The sequence below is a fragment of the Streptomyces viridosporus genome (genome assembly GCF_002078235.1).
In the GTDB taxonomy this organism is placed as follows: domain Bacteria; phylum Actinomycetota; class Actinomycetes; order Streptomycetales; family Streptomycetaceae; genus Streptomyces; species Streptomyces viridosporus.
Genome location: NZ_MSGP01000449.1, coordinates 1 through 5,037, shown reverse-complemented (window position 1 = coordinate 5,037; position 5,037 = coordinate 1). Strand labels below are relative to the sequence as shown.

At 73.4% G+C, this 5,037-nt stretch carries 7 protein-coding genes; 3 read left to right on the top strand and 4 right to left on the bottom strand.

The window, feature by feature from the left end:
* Position 1: 1 nt before the first annotated feature.
* Both B7L92_RS28555 and B7L92_RS28550 read right to left on the bottom strand, forming a co-directional pair.
* The gene (locus B7L92_RS28555) at positions 2 to 205 is read right to left on the bottom strand and encodes a cold-shock protein (protein ID WP_003969786.1); all 204 of its coding nucleotides are present in this window, start codon (positions 203 to 205) and stop codon (positions 2 to 4) included.
* Between the two features lie 242 nt (positions 206 to 447).
* Positions 448 to 828, bottom strand: coding sequence for a MerR family transcriptional regulator (locus B7L92_RS28550; RefSeq protein ID WP_081240269.1), 381 nt, complete (start codon positions 826 to 828; stop codon positions 448 to 450).
* A gap of 514 nt (positions 829 to 1,342) precedes the next feature.
* Here B7L92_RS28550 and B7L92_RS28545 point away from each other — a divergent pair.
* The 3 genes from B7L92_RS28545 (at position 1,343) to B7L92_RS28535 (ending at position 2,780) form a co-directional block, all read left to right on the top strand.
* Positions 1,343 to 1,753, top strand: a complete 411-nt coding sequence (locus tag B7L92_RS28545; RefSeq protein WP_081240268.1) for an ArsR/SmtB family transcription factor — start codon at positions 1,343 to 1,345, stop codon at positions 1,751 to 1,753.
* Entirely contained in the window at positions 1,750 to 2,064 is a 315-nt protein-coding gene (locus tag B7L92_RS28540) for a hypothetical protein (RefSeq protein ID WP_016825412.1), read from the top strand. The genes B7L92_RS28545 and B7L92_RS28540 overlap by 4 nt, the downstream gene beginning before the upstream one ends.
* Before the next feature lie 344 nt (positions 2,065 to 2,408).
* Positions 2,409 to 2,780: a DUF6479 family protein gene (locus B7L92_RS28535; RefSeq protein WP_081240267.1), complete on the top strand. Its 372-nt coding sequence runs from the start codon at positions 2,409 to 2,411 to the stop codon at positions 2,778 to 2,780.
* 74 nt (positions 2,781 to 2,854) lie between these two features.
* On the opposite strand, the gene B7L92_RS28530 is transcribed toward B7L92_RS28535, so the two are convergent.
* Positions 2,855 to 3,643, bottom strand: a complete 789-nt coding sequence (locus tag B7L92_RS28530) for an Ig-like domain-containing protein (RefSeq protein ID WP_081240266.1) — start codon at positions 3,641 to 3,643, stop codon at positions 2,855 to 2,857.
* Between the two features lie 166 nt (positions 3,644 to 3,809).
* A partial coding sequence (locus tag B7L92_RS28525; protein WP_081240265.1) for an alpha-amylase family glycosyl hydrolase occupies positions 3,810 to 5,037 on the bottom strand: 1,228 nt, incomplete at its 5' end.

The following is a 5,037-nucleotide window of genomic DNA, read 5'->3' as shown; positions in this document are numbered from 1 at the left end:
GTCAGGCGGGAACGATGTTCTCCGCCTGCGGGCCCTTCTGGCCCTGGGTGACGTCGAAGCTCACCTTCTGGCCCTCCTGGAGCTCACGGAAGCCCGAGGTGGCGATGTTCGAGTAGTGGGCGAAGACGTCGGCGCCGCCGCCGTCCTGCTCGATGAAGCCGAAGCCCTTTTCCGAGTTGAACCACTTCACGGTACCGGTGGCCATATCACATCTCCTGAGACAGTGCTGGGAAATCGCACTTCACGAATTCCCTCATCGTCGCGATGATCACCTGCCCGGAGACCCGGTAGCAAACTGGCAACCACAACTGCAACTGGCGTCAGCCTAGCACGGAGACCGACAGGAACGAGGAAAAGGAAAATCACCGGGAAAACACCGACGACTTGTTCGGGAAGAGATATTTCCGCAGCGGTGGTGGGATTTCTGCTCCGGCGGGGACAGATTCTTCACCGGTGTCCGCGGACGGCGTCCCCGTCGCCCCGGCGCAGCTCCTCGTTGGCCCGCTCGGCCCGCTCCAGCCGTTCCTCCAGGCTGATGATGCGGCACGCGGCGTCGACCGGCGTCCCCTGGTCGACGAGTTCACGGGCCCGGGCGGCCAGCCTCAACTGGTGGCGCGAGTAACGGCGGTGGCCGCCTCCGGACCGCATCGGGGTGATCAGCCGCGCCTCGCCCAGGGCGCGGAGAAAAGCGGGTGTGGCTCCGACCAGTTCCGCGGCCCTGCCCATGGTGTAGGCCGGGAAATGGTCGTCGTCGAGCCGGTCGGCGACGGGGAGCCGGTTTTCGTCCGGCTGCCGGCCGTCGGCGGGCGGCTGACTTTCCGAGGGCATACGCACCTTCCTGCGGACCCTGAGGGAAACGGCCCGCTGCGGGGAGGGGTTCCCCACAGGAGAACTCTAGTCGGCCCGGCGGAAAATCTGCCGCGGCGGCGACAGGTCTTGCGCTCTCTGTGCGTCACCCGTGCGGGTGAGGCGGTGCGGGCCGCGCCGCCGCCGGGCGGGTACGGCCCGGTACGGCCCGACACGGTACGGGGTGCAGCCTGGTATGGCTCGGCGTGGTCCGGGGCACGGCCCGGTACGGTCCGGCGTGACTCGGCGTGGTCCGGGGCACGGCCCGGTACGGTCCGGCGTGACTCGGCGTGGTCCGGGGCACGGCCCGGTACGGTCCGGCGTGACTCGGCGTGGTCCGGGGCACGGCCCGGTGCTCCCCGGGGGCTTCCCTGATGCGTCCCCGAGCCGACCCTGAGGCGTCCCCCACTCGACCCGGAGATGTGTCAGAAATCTTTGACGGGTGCCACCGGCGACTGTCAGCCTTTTCTGACAGGTACGAGGGAAGGGGGCCGCGATGCCCGAGGTCCCGCACGGGGTGACCACGGGTGACGCGTTGCTGAAGGTGCTCTCCGCGCTCGGCAACCCGCACCGCATGCGGATCGTCGCGGCGCTCCTGGAGAACCGGAACTACGTCAGCGCACTGGCCCGCGAGATCGGCATGGGCCGCCCGCTGCTGCACATGCACCTGCAGCGGCTGGAGGCGGCCGGTCTCGTCACCGGTACGCGCGAACTCGCGGAGGACGGCAAGACGATGAAGTACTACGACGTCACGCCGTTCGTCTACGAGCTCACCCCGCACGTCATCGCCCGCGCGGCCGCAACGCTCACCGGCACCGGGGACGGCCCCGGGGACGACACCGCCGGCCGGACCACGGGCCGGCCGGACCGAGGCGCCCAAGAGGACGCGGAAGAGGAAGCGAAATGAACGAGGAGCTGGTGACGCACGCCGCCGGGGCCGAGGAGCTCGGAGTCCTGGTCGGCGCCGTCGGCGCGGCCGGGTTCTTCAGCCTGATGATCGTGATCGTCTGGCAGGTCGCGGCCACCTGGCGGGCCCGGATGCTGGCCGCGCGCGAGGAGCAGTACAAGGAGCTCGCGACCCGGTACGCGCGACTGCTGGAGGACACCGTGGAGCTGCAGCGCCGCACCACCGACGAGCAGCGGCACCTGCTGGACGAACTGACGCAGACCCGGCTCGCGGTCGGCTCGATGGAGAAGATGATGCGCGAGATCGAGTGAGCGCACGCGGGTGCCGCGCCCGGGAGCAGGCGGTACCACCCGGCCCGCGGGCGGCCCGGAGATGCGGGGAACGGCCTTCCGGGCGGCGCGCGGGGGCCGCCCGGAAGGCCGTGGCGGGCGCGGGGCTCCCGGAGGCGGCGTGCGGAAAGGCCGGGCCGAGCCCCGAGCTGCACACGTGGGGACGCGACGGTCCGGCCCGGCCTTCCCGCTGACCGCAATCTGCCACTCCGCGGGGCGGGCCGCCCGCCGGGACGGGCCGAACGAGGCGGGGGCGTTCCGAGGGCCCGTTCTCCCCATCGGACATTCCAGGAGCTTTATCGCATTTCGTCGTCCATAATCGGACCATGAGCACGGCAACGTACGAACTTCTGGCCGCAAGCGCACAAGTGTGGAGCCTGATCGGGGCCTTCATCGGCGGGCTGGTCGTGGCCGGCGCGCTGATCTGGGCCGTACGTATCGGCATGCAGGTCATGGACCGTGAGGAGCACCGCCCCACCCCCGAGGAGCAGACCAGACTGCCGGACGGCGGTGCGGTCCGCGAGATGCGGGAGATACGCGAACCGGACGAGGTGCCCCTGTCGCCGAAGAGCGGCGCACGGCTCATGCCCTACGAGCTCCACCACGCCAGTACCAGGACGGGGAAGGACCAGATCCGCAAGCGCTGGCTGCCCGGCTCCAGCGGCGGCTTCGGCAGCGGCGGCCCGGGACACGTCTGACCGCTCTCCTCCCCGAAGACGCCCGCCCCGCAAGGGAGCGGGCGGCGCGCTCCCTTGCGGGGCGGGCGCGTGCGTTACCGGTGGGCGGTGTGCCGCCGGTCGGGCGCGGCGTCCCCCACCGTGATCTGGATCTGCTCGCTCGCCGCGCTCACCCCGTTCAGCGTGGCGATGGCCTGCAGCCGGTTGGGCCCGGCCGGAAGGGCCGGGCCGGGCGTGCAGTTCCAGTGGCCCTCGGGCCCGGCGGTGGCGGCGCACACCTCGTCGTCGTCCTTGTCCGAGACGGTGACCCGCGCGCCCGGATGGGCCGTACCGGCGATCGCCGGCCGTGTGCCGAGCGGCACCCCGGACTCCGGCCGGGTCAGGACCGGCTCGGTCAGCCCCACGGTCACCTGGCAGCCGCCGGTGGCCAGGGGCACGCCGTCCGCGTCGGCCACCCGCAGGGCGCAGCCGCTCAGCCGGGTCCCGGGCACGGCGTCCGCGGACATCGCCAGCACGAAGGGGAAGGTCCCCTCGTGCCCCTGCCGCCGGGCCGAGGTCACGGTGTACGCGGCGGTCCGTCCGTCGGCGGCCACCGAGCCCCGGTAGCCCGGGGCGTCGAGGGGCACGCCGGTCACCCGGGTCCCGGCGGGGGCCGTCAGGGTCAGGGTGGAGCCGGTGCCGGGGGGCGGATCGGTGAAGCCCGCGGCCTCGACGGTGCCCTCCCGCCCGGGCGGGATCGTCACCTCGCCCCACAGGACCCGGGGGCCGGGCGTCGGAGCGGCGCGGTCGTCGGCCGCGGCGTACGACCCGGCCACCGGCCACACGCCCGCGAGGACGCCGGCCGCGGCCAGTACGACGGCCGCTGTCTTCCTCGACCTGTTCATCGTCGGCGGGCTCCCTGGGCAGACTGCGGGCTTCGGGCACCGGGCGCCACGGACGCACCCGGAAGCGATTCTGCGCGGTGCGCGCGCGGGCCGCCCGCGAGGAGACCCGTACGGGTGGTCCCGGCCCGCCCCGAGGAGACCGGCCGGGACCGCACGGCGCCCCGGCTCAGCGGCCCAGCCACACCGTCGTGTCGGGGCCCAGCCGGCCGTCCTCCAGGGGCGCGCTGGTCAGCAGGACCTCGCCCGCGGGGAGGCCGACCGGGTCGGGGGACAGGTTGGTCACACAGCGCCAGCCGCTGCCGCGGTCGAACTGGAGGACCCCGCGCGGGGTCTCCTGCGCCCAGGTCAGCGTCTCGTCCTCGATCAGCTTGCGGCGCAGGCGCAGCGCCGTGCGGTACAGCTCCAGGGTCGAGCCCTCGACCCCGTCCTGGGCCTCGACGGCGTACGCGGCGAAGCCGGGCGGCTGCGGCAGCCAGGCCCCGTTCGCGCCGAAGCCGTACGACGGTCCGGTGGTCGTCCACGGCAGCGGCACCCGGCATCCGTCGCGGCCCTTGCGGACGCGCCCCGTCTGCTCCCAGATCGGGTCCTGGAGGACCTCGGTGGGCAGGTCGGCGACCTCGGGCAGGCCGAGTTCCTCGCCCTGGTAGACGTACGCCGAGCCGGGCAGCGCCAGCATCAGCAGGGTGGCGGCGCGGGCCCGGCGCAGTCCCGCGTCCGGGTCGACGGCGGGGGCCCTGCCGCCGGACAGCAGCCAGGCGTTCTCGTCCGTGTCCGGCGGCAGCATCAGGCGGGAGGCGTGGCGGACGACGTCGTGGTTGGACAGGACCCAGGTGGCCGAGGCGCCGGCGGCGCGGGCGGTCTCCAGCGAGTCGGTGATGACCCGGCGGAGCGCGTCGGCGTTCCACGGCGTCTTCAGGTACTCGAAGTTGAAGGCCTGGCCCAGCTCGTCCGGACGGGCGTACAGGGCGCGGCGGGCGCCGGGGACCCAGGCCTCGGCGACGGCCATGCGGGGCGGGGAGTAGGCGTCGAGGATCTTGCGCCAGTCGCGGTAGATCTCGTGCACCTCGTCGCGGTCGTAGAGCGGGTGGGTGCCGGGCGGGAACTCGGCGAGGGCGGCCTCGCCGCTCAGCTCGGGGGCGCCGAGGTCGCGCAGCGGCTCGCTCAGGTCCTTGGTGAGGGCGTGCGCGACGTCCACGCGGAAGCCGTCCACGCCCCGGTCGGACCAGAACCGCAGGGTGGTGCGGGCGTCGGCGCGGACGTCCGGGTGGCCCCAGTTGAGGTCGGGCTGTTCGGCGGCGAACAGGTGCAGGTACCACTGTCCGTCGGGCACCCGCTGCCAGGCGCTGCCGCCGAAGACGGACTGCCAGTCGGTGGGCGGCAGCGCCTGGCAGCGG